This is a genomic window from Bacillus sp. CIS52 (assembly GCF_053545315.1).
In genome coordinates, this window is sequence record NZ_JBIUFR010000003.1 from 279,800 (window position 1) to 305,146 (window position 25,347).

General features: G+C 42.9%; 29 protein-coding genes, 3 pseudogenes and 1 riboswitch. Of the genes and pseudogenes, 21 read left to right on the top strand and 11 right to left on the bottom strand.

Annotated features, from left to right (window positions below; all coding sequences use genetic code 11):
• Positions 1-157: 157 nt before the first annotated feature.
• Positions 158-550 (top strand): hypothetical protein, encoded by a 393-nt coding sequence (locus ACH32G_RS14335; protein WP_095241665.1) that lies wholly within the window; start codon positions 158-160, stop codon positions 548-550.
• A 33-nt stretch (positions 551-583) separates the two neighbouring features.
• On the opposite strand, the pseudogene ACH32G_RS14340 reads toward ACH32G_RS14335, so the two are convergent.
• Positions 584-769: pseudogene (locus tag ACH32G_RS14340) on the bottom strand (LD-carboxypeptidase); the annotation flags it as partial.
• A 230-nt stretch (positions 770-999) separates the two neighbouring features.
• Between ACH32G_RS14340 and ACH32G_RS14345 the strand changes: the two are divergent.
• Both ACH32G_RS14345 and ACH32G_RS14350 read left to right on the top strand, forming a co-directional pair.
• On the top strand, positions 1,000-1,941 hold the full coding sequence (locus ACH32G_RS14345) for a DUF6973 domain-containing protein (protein ID WP_095241664.1): 942 nt from the start codon (positions 1,000-1,002) through the stop codon (positions 1,939-1,941).
• A gap of 24 nt (positions 1,942-1,965) precedes the next feature.
• A complete protein-coding gene (locus ACH32G_RS14350) occupies positions 1,966-2,232 on the top strand; it encodes a hypothetical protein (protein ID WP_095241663.1) in 267 nt (88 codons plus the stop codon).
• 109 nt (positions 2,233-2,341) lie between these two features.
• Here ACH32G_RS14350 and ACH32G_RS14355 read toward each other — a convergent pair whose 3' ends face one another.
• Positions 2,342-2,845 carry a hypothetical protein gene (locus tag ACH32G_RS14355; protein ID WP_395941011.1) on the bottom strand — a complete coding sequence of 168 codons (504 nt, stop codon included), beginning with the start codon at positions 2,843-2,845 and terminating at the stop codon, positions 2,342-2,344.
• Between the two features lie 189 nt (positions 2,846-3,034).
• On the opposite strand from ACH32G_RS14355, the gene ACH32G_RS14360 reads away from it, so the two are divergent.
• Together ACH32G_RS14360 and ACH32G_RS14365 are read left to right on the top strand one after the other, a co-directional pair.
• Positions 3,035-3,817 carry a VLRF1 family aeRF1-type release factor gene (locus ACH32G_RS14360; protein WP_269774959.1) on the top strand — a complete coding sequence of 261 codons (783 nt, stop codon included), beginning with the start codon at positions 3,035-3,037 and terminating at the stop codon, positions 3,815-3,817.
• A 144-nt stretch (positions 3,818-3,961) separates the two neighbouring features.
• Positions 3,962-4,501 (top strand): DUF420 domain-containing protein, encoded by a 540-nt coding sequence (locus ACH32G_RS14365; RefSeq protein WP_016936589.1) that lies wholly within the window; start codon positions 3,962-3,964, stop codon positions 4,499-4,501.
• 63 nt (positions 4,502-4,564) lie between these two features.
• On the opposite strand, the gene ACH32G_RS14370 is transcribed toward ACH32G_RS14365, so the two are convergent.
• Positions 4,565-5,230 (bottom strand): lysozyme family protein, encoded by a 666-nt coding sequence (locus tag ACH32G_RS14370; RefSeq protein WP_045926180.1) that lies wholly within the window; start codon positions 5,228-5,230, stop codon positions 4,565-4,567.
• A 218-nt stretch (positions 5,231-5,448) separates the two neighbouring features.
• Here ACH32G_RS14370 and czrA point away from each other — a divergent pair, with 218 nt between their 5' ends.
• Complete coding sequence (czrA, locus tag ACH32G_RS14375) at positions 5,449-5,754, top strand: Zn(II)-responsive metalloregulatory transcriptional repressor CzrA (RefSeq protein WP_173363131.1); 306 nt, start codon at positions 5,449-5,451, stop codon at positions 5,752-5,754.
• A gap of 28 nt (positions 5,755-5,782) precedes the next feature.
• Here czrA and ACH32G_RS14380 read toward each other — a convergent pair whose 3' ends face one another.
• Positions 5,783-6,304 (bottom strand): hypothetical protein, encoded by a 522-nt coding sequence (locus ACH32G_RS14380; protein ID WP_016936586.1) that lies wholly within the window; start codon positions 6,302-6,304, stop codon positions 5,783-5,785.
• A 224-nt stretch (positions 6,305-6,528) separates the two neighbouring features.
• Here ACH32G_RS14380 and ACH32G_RS14385 point away from each other — a divergent pair, with 224 nt between their 5' ends.
• From ACH32G_RS14385 to yobK, 7 genes and pseudogenes are all read left to right on the top strand, one after another.
• Entirely contained in the window at positions 6,529-7,248 is a 720-nt protein-coding gene (locus tag ACH32G_RS14385; protein WP_016936585.1) for an MBL fold metallo-hydrolase, read from the top strand.
• On the top strand, positions 7,248-7,814 hold the full coding sequence (locus tag ACH32G_RS14390; protein ID WP_045926181.1) for a TetR/AcrR family transcriptional regulator: 567 nt from the start codon (positions 7,248-7,250) through the stop codon (positions 7,812-7,814). Before ACH32G_RS14385 ends, ACH32G_RS14390 begins: the two co-directional genes overlap by 1 nt.
• A gap of 50 nt (positions 7,815-7,864) precedes the next feature.
• Positions 7,865-8,575, top strand: a complete 711-nt coding sequence (locus tag ACH32G_RS14395; protein WP_045926182.1) for an AraC family transcriptional regulator — start codon at positions 7,865-7,867, stop codon at positions 8,573-8,575.
• Positions 8,576-8,643: 68 nt separating this feature from the next.
• On the top strand, positions 8,644-8,976 hold the full coding sequence (csaA, locus tag ACH32G_RS14400; RefSeq protein ID WP_045926183.1) for a chaperone CsaA: 333 nt from the start codon (positions 8,644-8,646) through the stop codon (positions 8,974-8,976).
• Positions 8,977-9,307: 331 nt separating this feature from the next.
• Positions 9,308-9,849: pseudogene (locus ACH32G_RS14405) on the top strand (T7SS effector LXG polymorphic toxin); the annotation flags it as partial.
• A 1,011-nt stretch (positions 9,850-10,860) separates the two neighbouring features.
• On the top strand, positions 10,861-11,109 hold the full coding sequence (locus tag ACH32G_RS14410) for an HNH/ENDO VII family nuclease (RefSeq protein ID WP_448814484.1): 249 nt from the start codon (positions 10,861-10,863) through the stop codon (positions 11,107-11,109).
• 14 nt (positions 11,110-11,123) lie between these two features.
• The gene (gene yobK / locus ACH32G_RS14415) at positions 11,124-11,582 is read left to right on the top strand and encodes a type VII secretion system immunity protein YobK (protein ID WP_099745013.1); all 459 of its coding nucleotides are present in this window, start codon (positions 11,124-11,126) and stop codon (positions 11,580-11,582) included.
• Positions 11,583-11,613: 31 nt separating this feature from the next.
• On the opposite strand, the gene ACH32G_RS14420 is transcribed toward yobK, so the two are convergent.
• Together ACH32G_RS14420 and ACH32G_RS14425 are read right to left on the bottom strand one after the other, a co-directional pair.
• Complete coding sequence (locus ACH32G_RS14420; RefSeq protein ID WP_415305311.1) at positions 11,614-11,904, bottom strand: hypothetical protein; 291 nt, start codon at positions 11,902-11,904, stop codon at positions 11,614-11,616.
• The gene (locus tag ACH32G_RS14425) at positions 11,897-12,475 is read right to left on the bottom strand and encodes a MarR family winged helix-turn-helix transcriptional regulator (RefSeq protein ID WP_095241654.1); all 579 of its coding nucleotides are present in this window, start codon (positions 12,473-12,475) and stop codon (positions 11,897-11,899) included. The genes ACH32G_RS14420 and ACH32G_RS14425 overlap by 8 nt, the downstream gene beginning before the upstream one ends.
• Before the next feature lie 174 nt (positions 12,476-12,649).
• On the opposite strand from ACH32G_RS14425, the gene ACH32G_RS14430 reads away from it, so the two are divergent.
• Positions 12,650-12,874, top strand: coding sequence for a hypothetical protein (locus ACH32G_RS14430; RefSeq protein ID WP_045926188.1), 225 nt, complete (start codon positions 12,650-12,652; stop codon positions 12,872-12,874).
• 45 nt (positions 12,875-12,919) lie between these two features.
• Here ACH32G_RS14430 and ACH32G_RS14435 read toward each other — a convergent pair.
• Together ACH32G_RS14435 and ACH32G_RS14440 are read right to left on the bottom strand one after the other, a co-directional pair.
• A pseudogene (locus ACH32G_RS14435) lies at positions 12,920-13,203 on the bottom strand (hypothetical protein).
• 83 nt (positions 13,204-13,286) lie between these two features.
• Positions 13,287-15,341: a molybdopterin oxidoreductase family protein gene (locus tag ACH32G_RS14440; RefSeq protein WP_448814473.1), complete on the bottom strand. Its 2,055-nt coding sequence runs from the start codon at positions 15,339-15,341 to the stop codon at positions 13,287-13,289.
• 147 nt (positions 15,342-15,488) lie between these two features.
• Positions 15,489-15,581: riboswitch (SAM riboswitch) on the top strand.
• 121 nt (positions 15,582-15,702) lie between these two features.
• Between ACH32G_RS14440 and ACH32G_RS14445 the strand changes: the two genes are divergently transcribed.
• From ACH32G_RS14445 to ACH32G_RS14455, 3 genes are read left to right on the top strand one after another with little or no spacing between them, the layout of a single operon-like run.
• On the top strand, positions 15,703-16,704 hold the full coding sequence (locus ACH32G_RS14445; RefSeq protein ID WP_448814474.1) for a 2-hydroxyacid dehydrogenase: 1,002 nt from the start codon (positions 15,703-15,705) through the stop codon (positions 16,702-16,704).
• Positions 16,705-16,722: 18 nt separating this feature from the next.
• A complete protein-coding gene (locus tag ACH32G_RS14450) occupies positions 16,723-18,198 on the top strand; it encodes an FGGY-family carbohydrate kinase (RefSeq protein ID WP_448814475.1) in 1,476 nt (491 codons plus the stop codon).
• A gap of 36 nt (positions 18,199-18,234) precedes the next feature.
• A complete protein-coding gene (locus ACH32G_RS14455; RefSeq protein WP_049628599.1) occupies positions 18,235-19,482 on the top strand; it encodes an RbtT/DalT/CsbX family MFS transporter in 1,248 nt (415 codons plus the stop codon).
• 30 nt (positions 19,483-19,512) lie between these two features.
• Here the strand turns inward: ACH32G_RS14455 and ACH32G_RS14460 are convergent, their stop codons facing one another.
• On the bottom strand, positions 19,513-20,274 hold the full coding sequence (locus ACH32G_RS14460) for a hypothetical protein (protein ID WP_448814476.1): 762 nt from the start codon (positions 20,272-20,274) through the stop codon (positions 19,513-19,515).
• A 64-nt stretch (positions 20,275-20,338) separates the two neighbouring features.
• The gene (locus ACH32G_RS14465) at positions 20,339-20,644 is read right to left on the bottom strand and encodes a DUF948 domain-containing protein (RefSeq protein WP_366970870.1); all 306 of its coding nucleotides are present in this window, start codon (positions 20,642-20,644) and stop codon (positions 20,339-20,341) included.
• A gap of 129 nt (positions 20,645-20,773) precedes the next feature.
• Between ACH32G_RS14465 and ACH32G_RS14470 the strand changes: the two genes are divergently transcribed.
• The 4 genes from ACH32G_RS14470 (at position 20,774) to proB (ending at position 24,302) form a co-directional block, all read left to right on the top strand.
• Positions 20,774-21,490, top strand: a complete 717-nt coding sequence (locus ACH32G_RS14470) for a 3-ketoacyl-ACP reductase (protein WP_414831145.1) — start codon at positions 20,774-20,776, stop codon at positions 21,488-21,490.
• A gap of 278 nt (positions 21,491-21,768) precedes the next feature.
• Positions 21,769-22,137: a replication termination protein gene (rtp, locus tag ACH32G_RS14475; RefSeq protein ID WP_448814477.1), complete on the top strand. Its 369-nt coding sequence runs from the start codon at positions 21,769-21,771 to the stop codon at positions 22,135-22,137.
• A gap of 176 nt (positions 22,138-22,313) precedes the next feature.
• On the top strand, positions 22,314-23,162 hold the full coding sequence (gene proC / locus ACH32G_RS14480; protein WP_327815773.1) for a pyrroline-5-carboxylate reductase: 849 nt from the start codon (positions 22,314-22,316) through the stop codon (positions 23,160-23,162).
• A gap of 21 nt (positions 23,163-23,183) precedes the next feature.
• Positions 23,184-24,302 (top strand): glutamate 5-kinase, encoded by a 1,119-nt coding sequence (proB, locus tag ACH32G_RS14485; RefSeq protein ID WP_327815775.1) that lies wholly within the window; start codon positions 23,184-23,186, stop codon positions 24,300-24,302.
• Between the two features lie 58 nt (positions 24,303-24,360).
• Here the strand turns inward: proB and ACH32G_RS14490 are convergent, their stop codons facing one another.
• Positions 24,361-25,263: a LysR family transcriptional regulator gene (locus ACH32G_RS14490; protein ID WP_448814478.1), complete on the bottom strand. Its 903-nt coding sequence runs from the start codon at positions 25,261-25,263 to the stop codon at positions 24,361-24,363.
• Between the last annotated feature and the right edge of the window lie 84 nt (positions 25,264-25,347).

Sequence of the window (25,347 nt, forward strand, 5' to 3'; positions counted from 1 at the left end):
TATAGAGATGAAGAACACAAGGCGAAATGCTTTGTGTTCTTTTTTTCTTCCCTTTTTTGTCTGTGTATAATCGTTATATGCTGAAAAAGAAAAAGCGTTCCCCGAATATGATATAGAGAGAATGAGTTTGAAAGCGGCATCTGAAGGGATGAATCGAATGGAGCCGGAACTTATATTGTTGTGGAATACCTTCACAGAATCACCGATATTTCAAGCAGGGATGTACACCGCTTGGGCCATTGTGCTGGTCATCGGATTGTCTATGCCTGCTGTCAGGCTGTTTCAGGCGCTTGACAGAGGGAGAGGAAGGCCAGCCGTTATTGAAAAGGTGAGACATACCGGCGTAATGAATAATGGCAGACACGAGCTTGTACTTATTTTAAACGTAAAAAACCAAGACGGAACGCATGATAAACGTGAACTGACACACGCCGTATATAATGAAGAGATCAGCCATTTTTATGAAGGAGTTTCCGTATGGGTGACGTCAGCGGCTGGCGGACGAATTATGATCGCTCCGCGAACGCCGCGGCATAAGACACCGAAATAATAAAAGACGGGGCGGTTTTCCCGTCTTTATGTATTAATGCCGATCGATCCATATCCGTCCGCCTTCTGAGCCGGCTTCTATTTTGCATGTTCCTCCGATCGGGAAAGTCATCATAGGAGAAGTATGGCCGAAGTCAGCGTTTGCGATAACGGGCATAGACGACAGTTCTTTTTTTGTACGGATGACGGCGCAGAGAGCCTCTTCAGAAGGGTGTTGGAATAGATAGATTAAAAATATTTATATATGAAGTGCTGACAGTCTTTATGAAATAACAATAAAGGCTAATGCTGTTTGAGTTTTTCACTACTTTTGATACTTAATCTAGTTTACTTAACAACATAACTCTTCTGACCAGAGAATCTTAATTTCTGATAAATTCGTTGGGGAATTATTTACTTTCATTAAAAATACATTATAATAGATTTATAACAATAAAAGGAAGTGTAGGAATGAAGTTAAAAAAAATCAAAATAATAGGTATCATTACACTTATAGGGGGCTCTCTACTATCGGTGGGAGGTAAATCTTTATCAGCAGAAGAAATAAAAAAATCTAATATTAATACTGAAACCATTGACAGTGACGTGAAAGAAATTAATAATACAAACATTGTCTCCTTTTCTTCAAAGGAAATGAAAAAAGTTATAACTTCAAAAGAAGCAAAAGAAAAAGCATCCAGCGAAGATTTTTATAAGAATATTAGTAGTAAAATGCAAGACTATTTTAAACGTTTTGAAAAAAAACAAATAACTGAAGATGAGTTAGCTAATCTAATTAAGAAAAATATTTCTCCCTTCTTAAAAACTGAGGATGACCAAACAGCACTTGAAATTAGTGAGGAGAAATCAAAAGAAAATCTTATAACAATTCAAAGTAATTACGTAGAATATTCTCTTGGTAAATTAGGCGTTAACTCTAAAGAAATTAACCTGTTCTCAAAGCATCCGCACAACGCTGCTAAAACAAAAAATATTGCTGATGTAGCCTCACGAGAAGCTGAAAAACGGTATTCAAAATATACATTATGGCAAGGAAATGGAGATGCATATAGACATGCACTTTGGAATGCTTTAATGACTAAAAATATAGGAAGAGACTGGGCGTATCAAGTAGGATATGCTCATGAAAATTTGAAACCTGGAGCTAAAGCGCCTGACCTTGATACAGAGATGGATATCACAAATAATTATCGTGGACGTTTAGATGGTACTACATATAAAAAATACAATGATGTACAATTAACTCAAATTGTTGCTAATACAGTGTCTGACGGTAAAAAAGTTCGAATTCGAACTTATACTTCTGGAAAAGCTGACCGAATATTGGCAGGAGTTAAAACTAAATATGTAGGAAAGTTGGTTAAGACTACATCAGGCGGAAGAAAGAGATAATTATAAAAACAGAGGAATAATTTAATGAAAAAATTATTATTTGCAATGTTGTTGTTGCTTGGAAGCTTAGTTTATATGTTTATAAGACTAACAAAGAGCAAATTATACCTTTCTAAATTTTCTTATCAGGCAGACAATCCTGTAAGTTTCCATTGGAATTATATAGGTATAGACACAGGATTTGTTCAGGGAGATGCAAATTCAATTTATCAAATTTGGATTACACCAATTTATTTAGCGGTGTTAGTTGCTTTAATTTTATCAATTCTAGCTTTTTTTAAAAGGAAATAACCTTTAAAAGACAGATATTATATGTCTTTTTCCTTTTTAACTGTCATAAACCCTCCTTATATGGTTTTATCTATTACACCATAGAAAAGAGGGTTTTTCTATCACTTTTTTACAGGTCGACCCATTTAATGCCGCCTGATTGTGTATCCTTGTCAATCCAGACATCAAATTGATGCTTTTCATAAAAATGAACGAGTCTGTCGACATGATCCCAATCACGCTTAGCGATGTCGCCCGTCACTTTCGGGATATTCTGCTCCCTGGCGATATGTTTTAAAAATTTCATGCAGATCGAACCGTAGCCGTGGTTCGGCGGGCCTTTAATGTCCCCGATATGAATGGCATTTTCATAATAGGAAGCAATCAGTGAAAAACATCCTCTTCCCCGGTAGGCTGATTCACAGTCAGTCAGCATAATCTTACATGTTTGGCCATCATCAATCGAGGAAACAATGATCCAATCGTCATTGTTCGATTGATCAATACCAAGCACTCGCGCGTCTTTTGATACATCTATCAGATTCTCCCGCATTCTGAAAATCTGAAATTCAAGCTTATGAAGCTCTTTTTCCAGCTCTTTCTGATCTCTTTCTTCTGCAGTAAACAAAATCATACTCCTTTCACAGCGTAAAACGTCATAGTCAAACACAAGTATCCATTGTAGTAAATGATGTCTTGGTTTGTAAATGGGTTTTGCAAAAACTTTTTTAGAAAAGTCTGCCGTATATATGCAGATTGACGTTTTTAAGGAGGCCGGGATAGGGAAAGGAACAGGGAGAAGCGGAAAAAGGAGGAATCTATGATGGCAATTGACTCACTCATCGGCAAATTGAAGTATGTAATGACGGAATCTCCTGATAAAATGCTTTCCTTATATGTAAATACGGATATGAGAAATCCGGATCAGCAGGGGGGAGAGTGGAAAATCGCTTTAAAAACCGGTTTTCGGAGATTAAAGGAGTATCTGTCTGTCAGTGATCCAAAAGAAGAAAAATCCCTCGTCCGCATCATGGAACGTGTCTATCAATATATCGATGGGCTCGGTAAAGAAATGCCGCGAAGTCTCGTATTTTTTGCATCGGGAGAAAGCGGTATATGGGAGACGATTGAGCTGCAAGTTCCTGTCGAAACACGGTTTTATTGGGAAGAAACGGCCGTCCTTGACCAATTGGAACTTCTCCGTGAACAATATCCGAGCACGGCTTTTATTCTCACCCAGCAAAATGAAGTGAAGATTATCGAAACCGTACTCGGAAAAATTGAAGGTGTAGAGCACTATCAATACGACGTCATCAATGAATCCTGGAAACCGCAGGATGTAAGCGAGAGCTCCGCATCAATGGCCGAAGATGCTGCTAAAGCCCACGTCGAAGAAAATCAAAACAGGCTGTATAAACGATTGGCTTCAAACCTTGATCAAAAGGCCGCATCACATAAATGGGAGCGCCTCGTAATCGCGGGGGATAAGGAAACAGCCGACATTCTCGATCAGCATATGAACAAACCGATTGATCGGATCATTCCAAAAAATCTGTTGAATGAAAACGAACATAAGGTGATAGAAGAACTGTTGAAGGAAGCATAATATGACGAAAGGCCGGGTCTCAAACACCCGGTCTTTTTAGGGCTTAAGTTTGTCTAATTTCTGACGAAGCGGGCGAAACCGTTGACATCAAAGCTGAATTCTCATACCATTTGGATAGTCAGTAAAATTGAGAGAGGTCATAAGATGAATCAGACAGAAAACAACAAACCTAAAAGTTATACCGGTATCGTGCTGACATTGACCGTTTTGATCAACGGGTTAATTGCGGTGCTGTTTTTTATGCCGAAATCAGGTCAGGTCAGCATTGCCAATATTCATATTCTGCCGATGTTAAATGCCATTTTTAACAGCTTTACTTTTATCTTTTTGCTGGCAGCGCTCTTTATGATTAAGCAAAAAAACATTCAAGCGCATAAACGCTTTATTTTGGCGGCGTTTACGACGACTCTGCTGTTTTTGATCTGCTATGTCGTGTATCACTCGATAGCTGAGAATACTTTATTCGGCGGCCACGGCATCATTCGGGGGATTTATTTCTTTATTTTGATTACGCATATTTGCCTTTCCGCCATCATCGTGCCGCTTGCGCTGTTTACGCTGATCAGAGGTTTCAGCATGCAGGTGGAGCGCCACAAAAAAATCGCCAGATGGACGATGCCGCTCTGGCTGTATGTCAGTCTGACGGGTGTCATTGTATACTTAATGATATCGCCGTATTATTAAAAAAAAACCGTGCTTCGCGCGGTTTTTTTCTATTGAAAAAAGGCGCCTCAGACAAGGCGCCTTTTACTCTTCAAGCGTTTCAAGTGTTGTTACATTTAAGGATTGTTCAACGGTTTTTGTTTTTGCTTTTACTTTTTCTGCGTACGTGTAATCACCATAGCAGTAGGGATAACGGAAATTGCCTTTGTTCCCTCCGCAAGTGTAAAGTTTCGGATTCTTTTTGACCTGCTGCTCGGAGTATTGTTTTGCCAGTTCCTCAGTATGCGATCCTCCATGTTCAGCCACAAAATCAATATAGCCGGCTCCCATGTTGTAGCTTTGTATAATCGTATCCAAGTCTACGCCTTTTTTCTTGCCTGTTTGGTACATGAGAGTGAATTGTTTGATTCCCTGTTTGATACTGGTTTGAGGGTTTTTGATTTGATTTCGCTTTAAACCCAGAGATTCTGAAGACTGCATGGGATCATTTCCTCTTCCTTTTGACTCTTGATATATCATGCCGAGTACCAGCGATGTATATCTAGTGAGCCCTTTTTCATCCAGCTCGTCCTCCACAAGCGGTTTGTAATCCGTCAGCCGTTCAAGCACGATCGGTTTGACATCAAATGGAAGACTTTTGAGCAATTCATTATTTGAAAATAACAGGATGAGAAAGAAGGACACCATGACAAAAACACATATCATCATAAGACCCGCAGCAGCGAAACAGCCTTTTTTCTTTTTCTCCACTGTGTTTCACCCTCAATTTCAGGAGCATTATGACTTTTTCATTATGACACAGATGAATGCGCGAAACCAAGCAGAAACCCGTATTTGAAACATAAATTTAAAATAACGGTTCTTTTGTCAGGCACAGGATGTATCTGCATCAATTGACATTTGGTATAATTGGGCTACTTGAGAAAAGAAGGGTGAGGTATATGACTGAATTTCACGAATCCGGAAACATGAATGACCCCGCTGTCGATTTAGATGAGGAAACATTATTTTTGGTTGCCCAGACTTTTAAGGCGCTGTCTGATCCGACCAGAATCAGAATTCTCCATTTGCTGTCACAGGGTGAGCACGCGGTAAATGATATCGCAGAAAAGCTGAATTTACTGCAGTCTACCGTTTCTCATCAGCTGCGTTTTCTTAAAAATCTGCGCCTCGTCAAATCACGCAGAGAAGGAACATCCATCTATTATTCTCCTGAGGATGAACATGTGTTAGATGTGCTTCAGCAAATGATTCACCATACGCGGCACGATTAAAAAACATCCCTGCTTTTAGACAGGGATGTCAGCCGTATTGACTGTTATTTGTCTGGTCTCTGCTCGTTTTTAAAACATAAAAAGAGAAGCCGCTGTAATAAACAGCGATGAAATAAAAGACACTGATGGTCAGCGGATCCGCGCCGACCGTTTGGCTGTATGCCTCCGGATGGGTAAAATCCGCTGTGACCCGGTAAATTTCAATAACCCGATAAACAAATCTCGATAGGAATAACGTTAATAGAATAAGTTCAATCCACAGATGAGTCCGAAAATACATTTTTCCGCGGCGCTCTTCAAAAGAAATGTTTCGTTTGGCAAACAAAACCAGAAGCCAGCCGCAAAAAGTGCCGAATATAAGATACCCGTATAAAGCCGGGTGTGTGATGCTGAAAAACGCCAGAGCGGCGGCCAGCAATGAAAATAAAATCATTCTTGTATAAAGCCAGCGGGGTTTCAAAGGCTGAAAGCCGACGGACCGTTTCACCTTTTTATACAGAAAAAAGGCAATCATTAAGACAGGGCAGATGCTTTGAAGTGTGATATGCATGATGTGGAACTCCCCCTCCGTTGAGTAGTGTATGCTTATCCGTCTGGTTTTAGTAGTCTGATTTATTCGCAGGCTGAAAGCATCTTTTATCACAGTATGCGCGTTTCTTTTTTTGGCATGAGAGAAGCGCCCGCGCCTTTTTTAAGATTTAAACAGAAAACGCTTGATAAACTAACGGTATTAGTTATAATAAAACTAATAACATTAGTTTTAGGGGGATATTGATGAGAACCTTACAATACGGAAACGTTTGGCAGCTGACCTTTTTTCCGGTGCTTTTCCCGGTGAATTGTTATTTGGTTGAGGAGGAAGAAGGGGTAACCCTGATTGACGCCGGCCTTCCCAACAGCCATAAAGGAATCAAACAAGCTTTGCAGCAGCTTGGGAAACCGCTGAATACCATATTGCTCACCCACGCGCATGGAGATCACATCGGATCGCTTGACTCATTATCTGAGGAATTTCCGGATGCTGATGTCTGTATTTCTGAACGTGATTCTTTCTTGCTGAAAGGTGACACTTCATTATTTGAGCATGAAGCACAAACGCCGATAAAGGGAGGAGTGCCGAAAAATATTCAGACCGAACCTGATCGCCTGCTGAAAGGCGGCGAGCGGATCGGATCTTTGCTTGTCATCCCCGCTCCCGGTCATACGCCGGGGAGTCTTGCTTTTAAAGATTTGAGAGATGATATGCTGATCGTCGGAGATGCCTTTCAAGTACGGGGAGGCCTTGCGGTTTCAGGAAAGCTGAAATGGAGATTTCCGTTTCCCGCCTTTGCCACCTGGAATAAAGAAGAAGCTGTAAAAACAGCAAGAACGCTTATCGCTCATCAACCAAGCTGTCTGGCCGCCGGTCATGGAAATGTTCTCTATCATCCTGCTGAAATGATGGCTGAGGCTGCTGATGAAGCCGAACGAAGCCTGCGGGGAGGCCGATTATAATGTCACCGAGAGTCGGAATGAGCCTGGACATGATATTGAGAGCCGCAGCAGGCATCGCTGACGAAAAAGGGCTGAATGAAGTGACGCTTGCGGCCGTTGCAAAGTCCTTAAACGTAAAACCGCCTTCCCTTTATAATTTTGTCAATGGTCTTCAAGGAATTAAGACAGAGCTGGCCGTCTCCGGTTTAACCATGTTATATGAAAACATGGCGGCATCCTCAGAAGGACTGACAGGTGAAAGGGCCATGCTTTCACTTGCTGATGCCTATATCAATTTCGCTGAAGCCAATCCCGGATTATATGAAGCAACATTTCAAAAAATAAAAGACGGCCGAATGGAGAATCTGTCCAGCCAGCTTGTGAATCTTGTTGTCAGGCTGCTGACAGCAAACGGTTATGCACGTCCCGAAAACGCAATCCATGCCGCAAGAGGACTGAGAAGCCTGCTTCACGGTTTTGCTGCGCTGAGGAAACAGAGTGCATTTGAATTGACTGAATCAATTAAGGAAAGCCGAAAGTTTGCCGTTGTTGCTTTTTTAAGGGGTTTACAATTAAATAAACAATAATATTATTATGTAAACTAAAACGAAACAGATCATCCAAAAAGGAGGGGCAAATGGATTCATTACAGAACATCGTTTGTGAGCGGCGCACTTATTCACATATTTTTGATTCCCATGTTCACACATACTGTCAAATGCTCTTTCCTCTCGAAGGACAGCTGGACTTGGAAACAGAAAGACGTGAGGTGAGATTAAAACCGGATCAAATGCTGTATATTCCGCCAGGACATGAACACCGGTTCCGTTCTTTGGAGCGAAATGAATGTCTCGTTCTTGATATGCCGGCATATTTTTTAAGCGGCTCATTTGACCCCGGTGTGATCAATAAGCTTGATTCCTTTTGGACCTCGATTCGGTTTCTGCTGACAGAAGAGGCAAAGCAGCAGTCGTCTCATTCATTGAGTCTCCTCGCAGAATATATTGCTGGAAAGATACAAGAAAGCCGTACAAATGATTCAATCACGTATATCCGCCGAAATCTCTCAAAGACTTTTACTATTAAAGAGCTTGCCGCAATCGAACATTACCACCCGGCTTATTATTCTGACTGGTTTAAAAGGCAGACGGGGAAAAGCCCGCAAGCTTATATTTCCGAGCTCCGTCTGAAGAAAGCGGAACAATTGCTTATTGAAACAAAATGCCGGCTGACAGACATCAGTCATGAGGTCGGCTTTCAAAATTTGTCTTCTTTTACCAGGTGGTTTGTCAGACATAAGGGAATAACACCGCGCGCCTATCGAAACACCTTTCAAACAGATAAATAAGCCCAAAGATCGGTTAAATAAACTGTGTCTTTTTTTGGTATCATGATTGTAAAAAAGGAGTTTTTGACATGGCAGTCATCGAAGATTTTATGAAGCTTGATCTCAGAATAGGAACGGTCGTAAAAGCAGAAGAGTTTCCGGAAGCAAAGGTCCCGGCCATTAAGATGACAATAGATTTCGGCGGAGAAATCGGCATAAAGCAATCAAGCGCCCAAATTACAAAACGGTATGCGCCAGGTGATTTGACAGGCAGGCAGGTTACCGCTATTGTCAACTTTCCGCCGCGGCGGATCGCCGGATTCAAGTCAGAAGTTCTCGTTCTCGGCGGCATCCCGGAAAAAGGAGACGTCGTCCTGCTTACGCCCGAGCAGACTGTACCGAACGGAACGAAAATCGGATAATAAAAAAAGACGTTTGCAGAAGCAAACGTCTTTTGCGTATTGAGGCGATACACCACACGCCACATTCGTGTGCGCCGCAAGGGCATGTGCATCGGCTTACACAATTCAGCTCATCGCTATATGAATATAGCATGGCGGCTGTAGAAATGCAAGAGATATTTTAATATATGTTATATCTGGCTTTGTTTTGCCGATCACCATGACTACTTGGTGTAAGGTTTTGTTCAAATTCTATGATCTTGCATAAAACAGTGCGGCAAATGAAAGAGGTTCAGCTTATCTTATATCCTATGGTAAAATTTAGACGGAAAGAAGCGGAAAGGAGACGTAAATGAAGGTATTTGAAGCAGACTCGTTAATCTCAGCTGCAGAAAAGCGGGCAAAACAATACAATCAGATTAGAGAACAATTTATCAATCTCAGAAAAGCATTTCAGGGAATGGCTGATCTAGATGAAAGTGAGTTTTCAGGTAAAGGTGCTGATAACATCAAAGCATTCTTTCAAGACCATGCAGGTGTTACTGACAGCTGGCTTGATCTGATCGATATGAAGATAGCTTTTCTTAACAGTATTTCAGGAAAGGTAGCTGATGCAGGATTAGTCAATTCGTTTGTGGAAGAGTCATTTTTAGAACATGAGTTGATTCATGCGAAGAAGAAATCACAAGCCATCTGCAGGAGCAGCGCAATGAAATGAAAGGTATCCTTGATGAAATCAGCGATATCATTCATCTTGATGTTTTCTCTACAGAAGATGTCGATCAAAAGCTTGAGTCAGCAGATAAAAAAAGGAACGATACCATACATAAACTCGGAAAGCTTGATTATGATCTAACAAAAGAATACGCAGAAACCGAGGCAAATGAACATTTCATTCAAGCAGACTTTCAACAGCTCCAAAACGCTACGGGCAAAGGAAAAAACGCAACACCCCTTCACTATAACGCCAAGGCGTACAGAGAAAGTGGCATACATAAGAAAAAAGACGAGATTGCAAGACACTCAGATGCTTATTTGACGATTAAGAAGGAAGAAGCGAAAGAGCGGGAAATCAAGGATTTGAAGAAAAAACTCGCCGATGGAGTAACTGATCCGGATGAATACTTAGAGATTGCGAAGAAGATCGGTTACGAGAATCTTGAACCTGCCCAGCAGCAATATGTCATTCAGCTTGAACAAGCAAAACAGATGGAAGAAGCCGGAGAAGTGACTTGGGATATTTTAAAAGGAGTTGGCGTTGGGTTATATGATGTCGGGAAAGAAACGGTAACCGGTCTATGGGACTTTATAACCGATCCGGGAGAAACCCTGTCAGCACTGGGGAATGCAGTGCTTCATCCAGTTGAAACATACGATGCTATTGCAACAGCAATAGAAGAATCGTTTCAAAAAGATATGGTAAATGGAGATGCGTATTCCAGGTCAAGATGGGTGACATATGCGGTCGGTTCAGTGGCTGTGGCTGTCGTCGGAACGAAAGGCGCAGGAGCCGTTAACAAAGCTGATGCGGCGGGGAAGGTCATAAACAAGGCAGGACAGGCAGGGAAAAAAATTAAAGACGTTAAGATTGCAGATTTGCTTCCTTATAACTCTAAGTATGATCTTGCTCTGGCCGATAACGTACCATACAATGTGGTTGACAGCCAAAATCTTAAAAATGAACTTTTGACCAATGCAAAGAAAATCCCGGATGGAACGAGAAAGCCGTTTACCGGTCAAGAAATAAACCTTCCTTGGTTAAATAAAGAAAAGTATGGTGCCTTTGAGGTTAAGGGCAAGGTAAAAGCAAAAGGAAAAGTTAAAGACATAAGCCGCAGAGTGTATACTATGAAAGATATTGATATTAACCAAAAAACAGAATTTGGCGTAACAAATCTTCAGCTTATGAAAAACGGTAATGCTCCTTATGCAAAAGATGGCACACAGATTAATTTACATCACTTGATTCAAGAAGAACCTGGCCCAATGCTTGAAATCCCAAACAGTTTACATACAAGATATAGTGATGTGATTCATAAGCTTAAGACTGATGGTGAAAGTTTTAGAAATGATAAGGTTTTAAAAGCACAGTATGAAAGCTTTCGAAAGAGATATTGGAAGTGGAGAGCGAAACAATTTGAGAATGAGAATTGAGGTGTTTAAATTAAATGATTTATTCGAAGGTTGAAAACTTTATTAATGAAAACAAACAAAATGCTATATTCACAGAGGGTGCAAGCCATGAAAACATAACTCGCATTGAAGAAAAACTTCAATGCCAACTTCCTATTAGTTATAAATGGTTTTTAGAAAAATACGGTGCTGGCGGTTTATTCGGTGTTTTAGTTTTAGGCTACAACTTTGATCATGCATCAGTTGTAAATAGAACTAATGAATATAAAGAACACTATAGCCTTACTGATGGACTTGTGGTTATTGAAGATGTTGATTACTTTGCTTACTGTCTAGATACGAATAAAATGAAAGACGGAGAATGTCCTGTAGTTGAATGGGATAGGGTAATTGGTTATCAAGATACTGTTGCAGAAAGCTTTATTGAATTTTTTTATAATAAGATTAAGGAAGCGAAAGATGACTGGGAAGAAGATGAAGACTGGGACGATTAATAAAAGAAAGCTCTCTTTTAGAGAGCTTTTTTCAGGTTTTTAATTTTTTAACAGGATTTACAATGAGCAAACAGGCATTGCTCAAAATACTCGCCGCACCTATCCAAAGCAGCCATTGTGTTTCGGTCAGCCACGAGGCAGTTAGGATAAAGAGTCCAATGGCAATTGATATATAATTGCCGGCTCGGTCCAGTTTGCGTTTGCTATGAATTTTATATTTGGCATGAGAAATAAATTGAGCAGTTTTATTTTTCTGCTCATAGCTTTTTTCCTTTATCTTATTCTCTGCCTCTTTTACTTTTCGATAAAGCATATTATTCATCGTCTGCACTCCCGTATCGTCGTTTTGAAAATTCAGCCATGATTTTTTCTTCATAGCCATCTGAGATGAATTGAGCCTGGTCTTCAACTTTCAAATGTGCTTTTTCTTCAAAACCATCCTGTTCCTCACCATCAAAACGATAAAGTTTTTGCAATAGCCTCCAGAATGTTTCAACTTCTTCAGTTGTGAACTCATGAAACATATCCGCTAAAAAATAGGTGGATTTTTCTGAACAGGAAACTAACGCTTTTTTTCCTTCAGGGGTAATCTCAATATTGATTGCACGTTTATCCAGTTTGCTTGGCACAGTGTGAACATATCCTTTTTTCGCGAGGCTTGAAATTAGCTTGTTAGCGGTTTGTTTTGTTGTGCCCAGCTTTTTAGCGATATTCATAAGTGTGGTATCTTCCGTCGGTAAATGGGCAATAGCGATAAGAGTCATGTGCTGTCGGGAAGTCAACATTTCTAAGTATTCGTCTCCGCGAGTTTGTACCTTATTGACGACCGAAAACAGTGATGCGTAACTTTGTTGCATAAAATGCAGTTCTTTCATTAATAAATTAATATCCATAAGTGATCTCCAATCTAAATTGTCACCATGTTGACAATTACAATATACATTGAAATGGGAAATAAGTCAACATGGTGACTAAAAGGGGGGTACGGCTGTTTTACAAATGTCACAGGCAGTCGGAGTGTTTTCAAAAGGTGAAATAAATATAATAAATGCGAGAAGGTGTTTGGCATGCAGAAAGTGAACTGGTCAGAACAGTATGAATGGTTCAATAAACAGGATGAAAAAGACGGGCGTTTAATGGCGCTCCTTCGTCATGAGCTTGCATATGAGGAAGTCATACGGTTATATACGAAAGGGTTTTATTTGAAATCCAAAGAAGGGGATGTTTCGTTAAGTAAGAACGATATCTGTCGTATGTTTGGGGTTGAAGAGAGGCAGGGCGGCAAATCTTAATGAACGGGAAGAGGAGAACTCTCTTCCCGCTATTCACGGCAGCTGTTATTCTTTTTCCAGCATGGAAGTCAGCCATTCTCGTAATGCAGTTTTCTGACATACCGCTTTCCGTTTCTGGTGATATGCGGAATATCGGAAGTGTCAGGCACGATTTGTTTTGCTTCTTCCTTAGTCACTCCTAAATAATAGCCAATGTAGAAGTGAAGATCTTTTTCTTTGATGAGAATTTGGTCAGTGTGTTCATGAGGATCAGGTGATTTAAAGTTTTTTAATCCGTCTCCTATGAAATATCCGGCTAAAGCGGTGCCAATGCCGGTAATAATATCCATACAGCAAACCTCCAATAAAAGTCATTATGTTTTATACGGTCAAATCCGCCGAAAGGATTCACTTTCAGTAAGACCGGGGGAGCTTATTTTTGCTTTCCGATCTTTTCCACCTGTACCTTTCCGGAGAAGAAAACAGCGCCTCCGCCCATATCTGCAAGCCGATCGGGAGTGAGTGAATTGACCAGCTGTTTTTTATCATCCGCGTCTGCCCAAAGACCTTGGCTGACTGCAACGCCGGGAAGCACTTGTTCGCCGACTGAAGCTGTCAATTCACATTCGCCGCGGTTGTTCCATATTCTCACGGTTTCCCCGTCTTCGATGTTCCGGCGCTCAGCATCTTTTGTATGAATAAAAAGCTTTGGCGCTTTTTCCAGTTTTACGTGTTTTTCATTATTCGAAAATGTCGAATTTAAAAAGTTATGATTCGGTCCCGGGACAAATAACAGCGGGAAATCATCATCGCTCTCAAGAGGGATGTGTGTCGGCAGCGCCGGATAACCGTCCTGTTTCATCTTTTCAGAATATAATTCAATTTTTCCGCTCGGTGTCTTGAGCTTGCCAGGAAAAAGCGGTTTTTTCCGATTAGCTCTCATGAAAGAATAGGATGAAAGCGAATCATAATCAATATCCTCGATATACGGATTGGCGGGAAAGTCCAGCGCCTGTCTGATTAATTCTTCATCGGAATTCTGAAGCTCCTGCTCGGTAAAGCCCATCGCCCCGGCAAGCAAACGGAACACTTCCGTATTCGATTTGCTGTCCCCATATGGTTCGATTACCGGTTTTTGCAGCTGAATAAAATGATGCCAGTAAGACGTGTAAAAATCCGTGTTTTCAAAGGCGGATGAAGCAGGGAGCACGATATCCGCATATTTGGCGGTTTCTGTTAAAAACAGATCGTGAACGACTGTAAATAAATCTTCCCGCTGCAGACCTTTTCTGACTTTATTCGCTTCCGGGGCAACTACCGCGGGATTGGTTCCGTAAATAAACAAGGAGCGTACGGGCGGTGTTGTTTCTAAAAGAACGCTTCCGAGTCTGTTCATATTAAATGATCTTGGCTTCCTGCCATAAAGCAGATCAGGCCGCTGGAGCGCTTGTCTGTTATAGTTTAATATCGCGCTGTTGTGCTTGATTGCGCCTCCCCCGGTGCGGAGCCACTGTCCTGTCACAGCCGGAAGGCAGGCGACGGTGCGGACGATCATTCCGCCATTGTCATGGTGCTGAATGCCGTTTCCGATCCTGATAAGGGAAGGGGAGGTTTCGCCGTACATTCTCGCAAGGCGTCTGATATCGTCTGCTTTAACGCCTGTTATAACAGAAACCGTTTCAGGATCATACTGTTTGACATGCGCTTTTAATTCTTCACTGCCTTCGGTGTATTCTGTGAGAAATGCTTCATCGTGAAGGTTCTCGGCAAATAAAACATGCATGATACCGAGAGCGAGTGCGGCATCTGTGCCGGGGCGAATGGGAATAAACCAATCGGCAAGCCGGCCTGTTTGGTTCTTATGTACATCGATAACGACAATTTTAGCTCCTTTTTTCCGGGCTTTTTGAGCAATCATGACCTGATGCATATTCGTGCTGACGGCATTGATTCCCCAGAAAATAAAGAGCTTTGCATGTATGGTCTCTTCCGGGTCAGTACCTGCGCCTTCTCCCATTGTATAGTTGTAGCCCTCCGATCCGGCTTTGCTGCAGATCGTCCGTTCGAGCTGGCTCGCCCCGAGTCGGTGGAAAAAACGGCGGTCCATTCCCTCTGCCGCCAGTTTTCCCATATTGCCGTAAAAGCTGTACGGGAGAATGCTTTCCGCTCCTTCTTCGGCAATAAGCTCTTTCCAGCGCGCACTGATCGTATTGATTGCTTCGTCCCATGAAATAGGCGCAAACACGGCTTCACCTTTTTCGCCGATCCGTTTTAACGGGACGGTTAAACGTTTTTCATCATAAATGCGCTCAGCCATGTGCCGGACTTTGTTGCAAATATTCCCTGAGGTGACCGGGTGATCCGGGTCTCCCTGAATGTTAACGATTTTTCCGTCTTTTTTTGTCACAAGTAAGCCGCATTGATCGGGACAGTCCAGTGAGCACACCGACTTAAAGACGCCGTTTGGCTGTTTTGCAGCAGAATTCATAGCCCATTTCTCCTCTTTTTTTATATTGTAAGCATTATAACATTTCGAAATAGATCGTCAATTCAGAAAAAAAGTGTTGACATCACGGAAAGACTTATCTATGATGAGTTTATTCTTTTTAAAAGCCTGACAATTTCATCATTTTATTTTCTATCAAGAGAGGTGGAGGGACTGGCCCTATGAAACCTCGGCAACATTTATTGTGCCAATTCCAGCAAGCGTATGCTTGAAAGATAGGAAAGAATGGTCTATACATATTTGTGCGCTTCAAGCGGATAAAGACGGTATATGAATCTCTTTCCTTCTTCGGGGAAAGAGATTTTTTTGTGAAAAAATTTATGTGAAAAGGATGTTTTGCACCATGACGGTTTTAATTACCGCACCATATCACGACGAGGGGCTGAAGGAGCTGACAGATCTGTTCGGCCGGACTGTACACCTGCCGTGGAAGAAGCACGGCAGGGCCTATCGGGAAGATGAATTAATCCGGATGATTCAAGAGACAAACGCGTCGGGGCTTATTACCGAACTTGATGAGGTATCTGAGCGAGTGATTGATATATTGCCTGATTCCGCTTTTATCGGCGTCTGCAGAGGGATGCCGTCTAATGTGGATATCGCGGCGGCGACTAAAAGAAAAATTCCTGTCTTCTATACACCGGCCCGCAATGCCCAGGCTGTTGCTGAAATGTTTATCGGAAATGTCATTTCATTTTTGCGCCACACGTATTCTTCCCATCGGTGGCTGAAGGACGGGAAGTGGAATGGTGATTATTTGCAGGCTTACATCAAATTCAGGGGAAATGAGCTGACGGGGAAAACAGTCGGCCTTATCGGTTTCGGAGCTGTAGGACAGAGAATCGCCCGGCTGTTGTCGGCTTTTGACTGCAAGGTGCTGTACTATGACCCCTTTGTCAATCATGAGAACCGGGAGTATGAAAAAACGACGATTGAACGGGTATTTTCCGAAAGTGATATTGTCTCCGTTCATTTGCCGCGCACCGAAGAAACCATCGGCCTAATCGGCGCCCGGCACTTTCAATTGATGAAGCAAGAAGCTGTTTTTGTCAATACATCAAGAGCGGCGGTTACAGACGGAAAAGAGCTGCTGCGGGTGCTGAAAGAACGGCGGATTAAAGGAGCGATCCTTGACGTGTTTTATCACGAACCGCCTGAATCTTCTGATTATGAATTGATCTCACTGCCGAATGTGTTTGCGACTCCCCATTTAGCGGGCGCAACATTTGAGGTGGAGGATCATCATGTGAGGATTTTAAATGAGGCGCTTTTCAAATGGAAAAAAGATCAGCTCTGCTCAATACGTGAACTTTATAACAAAAGAGAACTTGAGATGGAAGGATAGAAAAAGGAGGAGGCTGTAATGGCTGAACAAAAAGGCTACCTTGTATTTGACATCGGGACAGGGAATGCGCGAGTCGCGGTTGTGACTGCCAGCGGCGACGTGACCGCACTGGAAAGGGAAGACATTGAATATGTGACGGATCCGCTTTATCCGGACGGCCGTTATTTCTCGCCGGAAAGATTATGGGCGCAAATCAGCGCTATGGCAAAAAAGGCTATTGCTAAAAGCCCTCATATTACATTAATCGGAATCACCTCAACAAGCCAGAGGCAGGGAATTGTTCTGATTAATAAAGATAAAAAGGCGTTTCTCGGTCTGCCCAACATTGATAATAGAGGGCGCGAATGGGAGGGAGAGATCGAGTTAAAAGAAGAAGTGCATCAGCGCGCCGGACGCCTTCCGAGCGCTTTATTTTCCGCCATGAAACTTGTCGGGTTAAAAAAAAGACAGCCGTCATTATGGAAAGAAGTGAAGTACATCACAAGCATCAGTGACTGGGTGACATTTGAGCTGAGCGGAATTTTAAGCTATGAACCGTCACAGGCCGCTGAAACACTGCTGTTTGACGTAAGGAAAAAGGCGTGGTCAGAGAAATTATGCAGCATCTTCGGGGTGCCTTCTGCCATTCTTCCTTCACTCGTCCGATCTGGGACGGTTGTCGGAATGTTAACGTTTAAAAAAGCGGCTGTTCTCGGTCTTTCTGAAAGAGTGCCTGTGATTGCAGGCGGAGGAGACACACAGCTTGCCATTAAAAGTGCAGATGCAAAGCCGGGAGATATCGTCATCGTATCCGGTACGACGACGCCGATTACAAAGATAACAGCGGAGCCCGGAACCGAAAGTTTAGAGAATGCATGGCTGAATTGCCATACAGAAGAAGGTCAATGGCTTCTTGAAACTAATCCGGGTGTAACAGGACTCAATTATCAAAAATTAAAATCCATTTTTTATCCGAATGAATCCTACGGCGTCATGGAACGGGAAATCGCCAGTCTGCCGAAACATGATCAAGCTTGTGTTTCTGCGTTAGGCTCCTATTTATCGCCTGAGAAAAACGCACTCGCAAAAGGCGGATTTATTTTTGATGCCCCGCTGTCCCAAAGTTTAAGCCGAGCGCATTTTGTCAAAGCCGCTCTGATGGAAATCGCTTTTTCAATCAAATGGAACTATGAGGCGTTAACAGAAGTGACTTCCTTTTCCCAAAATGTGAAGGTGTGCGGCGGGGGTTTCCAAAGTGCTGCGTTGACACAGTTTCTTGCTAACCTTCTGCAAAAGAAGATTTATAAGAGAGAAGGCTTCAGCCAGGCATCCGTAATGGGGGCGGCGATGATCTGCAACGAAGCTCTCGGTGTGAAAGAAGAACTTTCGAACCGCACAAAGCTAATTGAACCCGAATCGGATCAGACGGATCTCTTCCTATATGAAGAATGGAAACATACGCAAAAATTATTTGCGCATTTTCAGCCCAGCGGTGAAAGCCTGACTTGGGGATGAGATGACAACATGAAAGATTGCTGAGGAGGAACAAAAATGCTTAATAAAATAGGAATTCCGAAACAGCTTGCCTGGGGATTTTTAGGGGTCGTGCTGTTTATGATGGGGGACGGCCTTGAACAAGGCTGGCTCAGCCCGTTTTTAGTTGAAAACGGCTTGACGGTACAGCAATCAGCATCCTTGTTTACGGTTTACGGTATTTCTCTCGCAATAGCGTCTTGGTTTTCAGGCGTCTGCCTCGAAGCCTTCGGCGCAAAGCGGACGATGTTTATGGGGCTGTTATTTTACGTTATCGGAACAGCCGCGTTTATCGCATACGGATTTGAAAATCTTAATTTGCCGGTAATGTATGTCACGTATTTTATTAAAGGGCTGGGCTATCCGCTGTTTGCCTATTCTTTTTTGACATGGGTGATTTACCGGTCGCCGAAAAACAAGCTCAGTACGGCGGTCGGCTGGTTCTGGATTGCATATTGCTGCGGGATGTTTGTATTCGGAGCCTGGTATTCTAGCTGGGCCATCAAATCTTTCGGCTATTTGAATACGCTGTGGAGTTCAATTTTCTGGGTATGCCTCGGCGCGTTTTTTGCTTTGATTTTAAATAGGGACCGCTTTGAAAAGAAAAAAGCAAGTAAACAGGAAAAGGTGCAGGAATTAATGAAAGGAATCACCATCCTTGCTGAAAATCCGCGTGTGCTTTCAGGGGGGATTGTTCGGATCATCAACAGTATCGGAACATACGGATTTCCGGTATTTCTCCCAATGCATATGGCGCAGCACGGCATTTCTACAAATGTATGGCTGCAGATTTGGGGCACGATCTTTCTCGGCAATATCGTCTTTAACTTAATCTTCGGTGCAGTCGGCGATGCGTTCGGCTGGAAAAAGACTGTCATGTGGTTCGGAGGAGCGGGCTGCGGCATTTTTACCCTTTTATTATATTATGCTCCTGTTGTATCACATGGGAACTTGCTTTTCGTCAGCATTGTCGGCTTTATTTGGGGAGGGCTTCTGGCCGGATTCGTTCCGATCGGAGCTATCGTGCCGACGGCGGCCGGCAGCGATAAAGGTGCTGCCATGTCTGTGTTAAATCTGGCCGCGGGCCTGTCGGCATTTGTCGGCCCCGCGCTTGCCTGGGCGTTTATCGGGCTTGTCGGCGCACAAGGCGTAGTATGGATTTTCGCGGCGCTCTATTTCGCAAGTGCAATCCTGACAAATCAAATCAAAATACCTGAAGAAAAAACGGCAAAACACGATAAATCATTGCCTGAATATGCTTCTTAACAGAAACGCCCCGAAGGCTCGGGGCGTTTTTTACAGCTTCTGAAGAAACTCGGCAAAGCGCTGAATTTGTTCACGTAACGATTGTTTGTTTTCGTGAAATTGTTTGAAACGATGTCCGTTTGCGCCGGACGGATGCGGGAAGCCTTCCAAAATGACCGCATGATTCATCCTCCCGTTCTTCTTCAGCATGCGGCAGGCGGATTCTGCTGCTTTTCCGAGAGGGACGAGCAGAATGTCCTTTTTCATCATTTCTATTTCGTCCGGAAAATATTTCAGCGCATAACGGCTGAGAAGAGCTGACCTGCTGATTAGCGGCTGATGTCCCGTATAGTTTTTCTGTTTATAAAAAACAGGGTGTTTGATAACGGATGTCGTATGAAGCAGCTCCCGTTTTGAACCAAATAAACAGGATAAATTCTCAACTCGGAGCGCGGCCGGCAGACCGCATTCATTAAGCATTTCGATCATGTGCTGCCTCATGGAACCGGAAAGCCCGGCCGCTTTTTTTGTCTCATATGCTACCACCTCAAGAGATTCGCCGTTTTTTAAAAGCTGTGCCGCTGCTTTGTAAGCCCGCTGCATCTGAAAAAAACCGGGTGTAATTCCGGAGATGACAACTGCAGCATGAGGGTTGATATACTCATTATGAGGCGAATAATACATATCCAGATCTCCGTCCTTCGCTAAATGGAACTCCGGAGTCAGCAAATCCAATTTTGTAAATTCTCCCGAAGATGATAATGCTTTAAGCTGGCGCAAAAAATGTGCAAGCCGCTCACGATTGCAAATCATATTATGCCTCCTTGAACCCGCTCATTCTCTTAGTGTCAGCAAAAACGGCGGATGACATGCAGGCTCATAAATCGCTTTTACCGGCGTTCCAGAGCATCTTCAGGACATGAGGTGTTCCTTTTGCTTCAGCAGCCGTCGTTTGCACGGCTGTTTTTTTAGTGAGAAAGTCTTCCTGCAGTTCTTTCTGCTTTTGTGATAACCGACGGGTTTCTGTTTTGATTTCTTCAACGGACGTCTGCATGGACGCTGCCGTGACGTTAATCTTCTTTATATCAGGCGCTGTGTTCCTTTTAAAACGCACGGCTGATACGGCTAAATAAACCAAGGCGGCAGCCGCAACGGCAGCACTGATATACAAAATGATAATCATCTGCTTTTCACTCCTTTTTTTCAGTTGATACCCTTTATAGAGATTGATGAATCATTTTATTTGCTAATTGTTTTTTTTCTGCTTATAATGTGAAATCGTACATAAGGACATTCAGAAAGGGTGAAAGACGTGGAAAATATACAGAACAAAACGGCTCTTATCACGGGTGCGGGCAGAGGAATCGGCCGCGCCGCCGCTATTGCTTTAGCGAAAGAAGGAGTCAATATCGGTTTAATCGGCCGCACTGAAGCAAATGTGAAAAAGGTTGCAGAAGAAGTGGAAGCTCTTGGTGTAAAGGCATCATTCGCTTCTGCGGATGTGAAAAGTCAAAAAGAGGTCGAACAAGCCGTCGCTTCTATTAAAGAAGATCTCGGTGAGATTGACATCCTGATAAACAATGCCGGAATCAGCAAATTCGGCGGATTTTTAGATCTTACGCCAGAAGAGTGGGAAGACATCATTCAAGTTAATGTAATGGGTGTGTACCATGTGACACGCGCCGTTCTTCCTGAAATGATTGAGAGAAAATCAGGAGATATCATTAATATTTCCTCTACGGCCGGCCAAAGAGGCGCCGCGGCGACAAGTGCGTACAGCGCTTCGAAATTTGCCGTTCTCGGTTTGACTGAATCTCTCATGCAGGAAGTGAGAAAACACAATATCCGTGTCAGCGCAATGACTCCGAGCACGGTTGCCAGCGATATGTCAATTGAATTAAATCTGACAGACGGCAATCCGGAAAAAGTCATGCAGCCTGAGGATCTTGCAGAATATATGGTTGCTCAATTGAAATTACATCCGCGCATTTTCATCAAAACTGCCGGTTTATGGTCAACCAATCCTTAAAAAACGGGATCTGTCTTTTTAGACAGGTCTTTTTTTTTCCTAAAACTGAATGAGCAGATATAAAGGATTTATGCGAAAAAAGGAATGAAACAGAAACCGATATCAGTTATAATTAAACTAAATAAACTATGTACCAAATGTTCAATTATATTTTTTCCCGCCGCTCTAAAAAACAAATAAATACAAATTAAACTGTCCGCACAATAAAAGGGGAAACGGAATATAAAGAGAATATTTAGTACATGGAATAATTTGTTAGAGGGAAGGGTGTGCACATATTGAAAGAAGAAAAAAGAAGTTCAACCGGTTTTTTAGTGAAACAAAGGGCTTTTTTAAAGCTTTACATGCTTACAATGACAGAGCAGGAACGGCTTTACGGACTGAAGCTTCTCGAGGTGCTGCGCTCCGAATTTAAACCCATCGGTTTTAAGCCGAATCATACTGAGGTATACCGGTCACTCCACGAACTCTTGGATGACGGGATCTTAAAACAGGTAAAGGTCAAAAAAGAAGGAGCCAAACTCCAGGAAGTCGTTCTCTATCAATTTAAAGACTATGAAGCTGCGAAACTTTACAAAAAACAGCTTAAGACAGAGCTTGACCGCTGCAAAAAGCTGATAGAAAAAGCCCTGTCAGATAATTTTTAAATCTGTCCGGAACACACCCCGCCGCCCGGGCTCAGGCGGGTTGTTCTGTGATTCATTATACATAATGGCAGACAGGGAACAATACATATCAATAAAACCTTCAAACTTGACATTGACTCCTGACATGATAACATAAAAAACGTGTGAAAAATGCGAACAAAATACGAACAAGGGAGATGTTACCGATCTTAGATCAAAAGAAAGTTGCTTTTATAGGAGCAGGATCAATGGCTGAAGGAATGATATCAGGCATGGTCCGCGCAAAAAAAATTCCCAATCAAAACATCTGCGTGACAAACCGCCGAAATACAGAGCGACTCGCTGAATTGGAACATCAATACGGAATTCAAGGCACAGCTTTTGACAGCATGAAAACCGAAGACATTGATATCTTTATTTTAGCTATGAAACCGAAGGATGCTGAAATCGCTCTGGAGACGCTGAAACGGCGTATTCAACCTCATCAAATCATCCTGTCTGTCTTGGCAGGCATAACAACCTCATTTATACAACAATCATTACATGAGAATCAGCCGGTTGTAAGAGTCATGCCGAACACATCCAGCATGATCGGCGAATCGGCAACAGCTGCGGCTTTCGGAGACCATGTCTCTCAAAGTTCAGCACAAACTGCGGTATCCCTTCTGGAATGTCTCGGTGAAGTATATGTGATCAAGGAAGATCAGATGGACATTTTCACCGGCATCGCAGGCAGCGGACCGGCGTACTTTTATTATTTAATGGAGTTTATTGAAAAAGCAGGTGAAGAAGCCGGCTTAGATAAACAAATGTCCCGCAAAATCGGCGCGCAAACATTATTAGGCGCAGCAAAAATGCTGATGGAGACGGGGGAAAAACCGGATGTGCTGCGAGAAAACATCACCTCTCCAAACGGCACGACTGCAGCCGGCCTTGATGCGCTCAGGTCTGAAGGCGGCGGGGAAGCCATTGCCAAAGCCATTAAACATGCGACCGAACGTTCTATTGAGATCAGCAAAACAATTGAAAAAACAGCAGCACTATAAAATAAAAACAGGAGTGATACAGTGACGTCTCGGACGGAGATCAAAAGAGTCGCGGTGAAAATCGGCAGCAGCTCACTGACGAGCCTGCACGGAGAAATCAGCAGAAGAAAACTGGAGACATTGGTGGATCAAATCGCACAGCTGAAAGACAGCGGTTATGAAGTGATTTTAGTATCTTCCGGCGCAGTGGCGGCAGGTTATCGGAAGCTCGGCTTTATTCAGAAACCGGAAAGCCTCCCCGAAAAACAGGCTTCTGCTTCCATTGGGCAGGGATTATTAATGGAAGCTTATTCAAAGCTGTTTTTAGCGCACGGTTATGTCGCGTCACAAATTTTAATTACAAGAAGCGACTTTTCTGATGAATACCGCTATCATAATGTCCGCAATACAATGAATGTCCTTTTGGAACGAGGCATTATTCCGATTATTAATGAAAATGACACCGTCACAGTCAATCGGCTGAAATTCGGTGATAATGATACACTCGCGGCAAAGGTCGCAGGCTTAATTGATGCCGACATGCTTGTGATTTTATCAGATATCGACGGATTATATGATGATAATCCGCGCAAAAACCCGGAAGCGGCACGAATCAGACATGTAAGTGACATCACCCCGGAAATAGAAGCAAGCGCAGGAGATGCCGGGAGTGAGATGGGTACCGGAGGAATGCGTTCAAAGCTGGATGCTTTTAAAATTGTGATGGCCTCCGGTATTAAAGGCTTCCTCGGGCAGGCTAATACCCCGGACATTCTGCTTCAAGCGGTAGAAGAGGCGGCTGAAGGAACTTATTTTGAAGCGGAAGGAACTCTCCCGTTAAACCACAAAGAACAATGGCTTGCATTTAATTCCGGCCCCGAAGGCGAGATTGTGATGGAGAAGAAAAGCAGCCGCGATATAGCGAACGGAAATGTGGCGCTGTCACCGCAGGATATCGAACAGATTAACGGCAGATTCAGCAGCGGGGCGGTTGTCAGACTGCTTGATCAGCAGGGAGAAGAGCTTGGGCTCGGCATCGTCAATTATTCCTCAGCTCAGCTGAAGACATATAAAGAAACGCCGCATAAACAGACCGGCCAATCAGTCATTGATCCGGAAGCGTTTGTCTGCCACGTTGAACTGTCCATCCCGATCGGCTGAGAAAAGTCAATAAAATATGGCAAAACCCGAGGCTTCGTTTTGAAGCTCGGGTTTGTTTTTATTGATATTGTGCAAGTTTGGAGAAAAATTGAATGACAAAATGATAGAAATCATTCGCAGACGGAGCCAGTTCTCTGCCTTTTGGCTTAATAATGCCTACGGTGCGCTTCACTTGAGGGAATTCAATCGGAATTTTGACCGTGAACCGAGGTGTGGTTTCCGCAAAGGTGCTTTCAGGTAATAAAGTAACGCCCATGCCTGCGGAGACTAATCCTTTAATGGCATCTAAATCCTCGCCCTCCGTTGATACAAGCGGCGCAAAGCCTGCCTGTCTGCAAGCGTCAATCGCCATATTGCGGAGAATAAATCCTTCAGGAAATAAAACAAATTGATCGCCGCGCAGATCAATTAAATGAATATTTTTTTGTTTGGCAAGCGGATGATGCAGCGGAACAAGCGCGTAAATCTTTTCTGTGAATAAGATATTGCCTGTTATGTCGGGAAATTCCGTCGGAACGGGGCCGAGCAGCGCCGCATCTATGTCCCTGTTTCTCACGGCTTCAATTAAAAACTTATAAGATCCTTGGCGGAGCAAAAACTCAACGTTCGGGTGCTCCTCTTTAAATGCTGAAATCACTGTCGGCAAAAGCTGACTTGCAAGGCTCGTCGGGAATCCTATTTTGACGGTTCCGCGATTAGGATCAAGATATTCATCGATTTGTTCCTTCGCGTAATCAATTGCTTTCATCGCTGTTTTAATATGTTCTAAAAATTGTTTGCCGATCGGCGTTAACTTAATATTTCTGCCTTCCCGTTCAAATAAAGTGACCTTCAGCTCTTCTTCAAGATTTGCAATCTGCCTGCTGATGGCGGATTGGGCGACATGAAGATGATCAGCCGCTTCTGACACATGTTCCCGTTCTGCTACCTCCATAAAATACCGAAGCTGGCGTAATTCCATTGCGTTCACACCTATCTATCTCATTTTGAGATGTATTTGATCTAAATTATATATTGTTTATATTGTTTTGAAAACTTACAATTA

Bases quoted from the DNA above. Each gene is read 5' to 3' on its own strand.
- ACH32G_RS14335 (WP_095241665.1), top strand. From the start codon at position 158: ATGGAGCCGGAACTTATATTGTTGTGGAATACCTTCACAGAATCACCG.
- ACH32G_RS14345 (WP_095241664.1), top strand. From the start codon at position 1,000: ATGAAGTTAAAAAAAATCAAAATAATAGGTATCATTACACTTATAGGG.
- ACH32G_RS14350 (WP_095241663.1), top strand. From the start codon at position 1,966: ATGAAAAAATTATTATTTGCAATGTTGTTGTTGCTTGGAAGCTTAGTT.
- ACH32G_RS14355 (WP_395941011.1), bottom strand. From the start codon at position 2,845: ATGATTTTGTTTACTGCAGAAGAAAGAGATCAGAAAGAGCTGGAAAAA.
- ACH32G_RS14360 (WP_269774959.1), top strand. From the start codon at position 3,035: ATGGCAATTGACTCACTCATCGGCAAATTGAAGTATGTAATGACGGAA.
- ACH32G_RS14365 (WP_016936589.1), top strand. From the start codon at position 3,962: ATGAATCAGACAGAAAACAACAAACCTAAAAGTTATACCGGTATCGTG.
- czrA (WP_173363131.1), top strand. From the start codon at position 5,449: ATGAATGACCCCGCTGTCGATTTAGATGAGGAAACATTATTTTTGGTT.
- ACH32G_RS14380 (WP_016936586.1), bottom strand. From the start codon at position 6,304: ATGCATATCACACTTCAAAGCATCTGCCCTGTCTTAATGATTGCCTTT.
- ACH32G_RS14385 (WP_016936585.1), top strand. From the start codon at position 6,529: ATGAGAACCTTACAATACGGAAACGTTTGGCAGCTGACCTTTTTTCCG.
- ACH32G_RS14390 (WP_045926181.1), top strand. From the start codon at position 7,248: ATGTCACCGAGAGTCGGAATGAGCCTGGACATGATATTGAGAGCCGCA.
- ACH32G_RS14395 (WP_045926182.1), top strand. From the start codon at position 7,865: ATGGATTCATTACAGAACATCGTTTGTGAGCGGCGCACTTATTCACAT.
- csaA (WP_045926183.1), top strand. From the start codon at position 8,644: ATGGCAGTCATCGAAGATTTTATGAAGCTTGATCTCAGAATAGGAACG.
- ACH32G_RS14410 (WP_448814484.1), top strand. From the start codon at position 10,861: ATGAAAAACGGTAATGCTCCTTATGCAAAAGATGGCACACAGATTAAT.
- yobK (WP_099745013.1), top strand. From the start codon at position 11,124: ATGATTTATTCGAAGGTTGAAAACTTTATTAATGAAAACAAACAAAAT.
- ACH32G_RS14420 (WP_415305311.1), bottom strand. From the start codon at position 11,904: ATGAATAATATGCTTTATCGAAAAGTAAAAGAGGCAGAGAATAAGATA.
- ACH32G_RS14425 (WP_095241654.1), bottom strand. From the start codon at position 12,475: ATGGATATTAATTTATTAATGAAAGAACTGCATTTTATGCAACAAAGT.
- ACH32G_RS14430 (WP_045926188.1), top strand. From the start codon at position 12,650: ATGCAGAAAGTGAACTGGTCAGAACAGTATGAATGGTTCAATAAACAG.
- ACH32G_RS14440 (WP_448814473.1), bottom strand. From the start codon at position 15,341: ATGAATTCTGCTGCAAAACAGCCAAACGGCGTCTTTAAGTCGGTGTGC.
- ACH32G_RS14445 (WP_448814474.1), top strand. From the start codon at position 15,703: ATGACGGTTTTAATTACCGCACCATATCACGACGAGGGGCTGAAGGAG.
- ACH32G_RS14450 (WP_448814475.1), top strand. From the start codon at position 16,723: ATGGCTGAACAAAAAGGCTACCTTGTATTTGACATCGGGACAGGGAAT.
- ACH32G_RS14455 (WP_049628599.1), top strand. From the start codon at position 18,235: ATGCTTAATAAAATAGGAATTCCGAAACAGCTTGCCTGGGGATTTTTA.
- ACH32G_RS14460 (WP_448814476.1), bottom strand. From the start codon at position 20,274: ATGATTTGCAATCGTGAGCGGCTTGCACATTTTTTGCGCCAGCTTAAA.
- ACH32G_RS14465 (WP_366970870.1), bottom strand. From the start codon at position 20,644: ATGATTATCATTTTGTATATCAGTGCTGCCGTTGCGGCTGCCGCCTTG.
- proC (WP_327815773.1), top strand. From the start codon at position 22,314: ATGTTACCGATCTTAGATCAAAAGAAAGTTGCTTTTATAGGAGCAGGA.
- ACH32G_RS14490 (WP_448814478.1), bottom strand. From the start codon at position 25,263: ATGGAATTACGCCAGCTTCGGTATTTTATGGAGGTAGCAGAACGGGAA.